Source organism: Lysobacter enzymogenes (assembly GCF_017168095.1).
In the GTDB taxonomy this organism is placed as follows: Bacteria; Pseudomonadota; Gammaproteobacteria; order Xanthomonadales; family Xanthomonadaceae; genus Lysobacter; species Lysobacter enzymogenes_D.
In genome coordinates this window covers 1-845 of sequence record NZ_LXSD01000519.1, presented here as the reverse complement: position 1 = coordinate 845, position 845 = coordinate 1, and the positions used below count along the sequence as shown (strand labels likewise).

At 76.4% G+C, this 845-nt stretch carries 2 protein-coding genes; both read right to left on the bottom strand.

What is annotated here, in order from left to right; all coding sequences use genetic code 11:
* Positions 1 to 163: 163 nt before the first annotated feature.
* Positions 164 to 610 (bottom strand): hypothetical protein, encoded by a 447-nt coding sequence (locus A7A76_RS20990; RefSeq protein ID WP_206413131.1) that lies wholly within the window; start codon positions 608 to 610, stop codon positions 164 to 166.
* Positions 607 to 845: hypothetical protein (locus A7A76_RS20985; protein WP_206413130.1), on the bottom strand; the 239-nt coding region annotated here is incomplete at its 5' end. The genes A7A76_RS20985 and A7A76_RS20990, both read right to left, overlap by 4 nt.

The window sequence follows — 845 nt, the reverse complement described above, 5'->3', positions numbered from 1 at the left end:
GCGGGCGCGGCCGGCGCCGCTTGCGCCGCGCCTGATGCCGCACCCGATCCCGCGCTCGCCGTCGGCGCCGGACCCGCCAAGGCCGCGGCCAGCCCGACGATGCGCGCCTGCGACGGCGCGACCTTCTCGACCCATTCGTGCGCGCCTTGGCCCGGTTCGCGCATCACGCCGCCTCCCGTTCCGGCTCGGCCATGCGCAGCGATTCTTCGCGCAGCGCTTCGACCAGCTTCGGCGGCAGCCGGTCGAGCCGGCGCAGTTCCTCGCGCACCGCGGCGGCGCGGCGCTCGTCGAGCAAGGACAGGCAGAAGCTGCGGTCGACCCCGGTCCAGGCCAGCAGCACGCGCGCGAACCACGCCGGCGACAGGCGTTCGGACAAGGCGACCAACTGCTCGATCCTGAGCGAGGTGCTCGCGGTGAGGCCGCGCACTTCGTCGGCGAGCACGGCCTCGGCCAGCTGCGCCACCGGCAGCGGCGAGCGCTCCAGCTCGGCGATCAGCGCGCGCAGCGTCCGCGCCGACGCGCGCGGCAGCCGCGCCAGCAGTTGCCGGCGATCGGCCGGATGCAGCGACATCAGCAGCAACGCGCTCTTGCGCTCGCCCAGCGTGCTCATGTCGGCGACCCGCCTTCGGCCAGCCAGCCGCGCAACTTGGCCAGCACCGCTTCGCGCTCGTCCGCGGCCAGCCGGCGCGGGCCGCGCGGCAGGGCGAAGGCGACGATCGCGCCGAGCAGGACGCCGATCAGGCCGATCAATCCCCACAGCCACGGCTCGCGCCCGGCGAACAGGCCGCGCGCGGGCGTCAGGGGCGCGCTGTTCGCGCTCGGCGCGGGCGTGGCGGCGCGCGCGG